A 317-nucleotide genomic window follows, 5' to 3' on the forward strand; every position below is an offset into this window, starting at 1 on the left:
GGTCAGGGCATCAACGGCCGTCCGCGAGAAGGTGTGGTCTACAAGCACGCTGATTCTGGCTTCTCGTTCAAAGCGATCAGCGATTCGTACCTGCTGAAGCATGGCGAGTGATGTGTAAATAGGAGAGGGTAGTGCTCAGGAAGATTTTCGGGTTCGATGAACAGCAGTTTCCGGCGCTTGCGGGTGCCACCTTCGCCTATCTGTTTGGCCGTATCGATCAAGATGCGCTCGTCGCTCAATTGCGTGAGCAGGCCCCGTACTCGGTTGACCGTGTGTTGGCCGTGATCCGGGCCGAAGGCGTTGAGGGAGTGGGCGGC

Annotated in this window: 1 protein-coding gene; it reads left to right on the top strand. The window is 58.0% G+C overall.

Features of this window, described 5'->3' with window-relative positions; all coding sequences use genetic code 11:
* Nucleotides 1–131: 131 nt before the first annotated feature.
* Nucleotides 132–317: hypothetical protein (locus AC1RP1_RS08155; protein WP_481762743.1), on the top strand; the 186-nt coding region annotated here is incomplete at its 3' end.

This window comes from Dellaglioa sp. CoH-56-MRSF-13 (assembly GCF_056782095.1).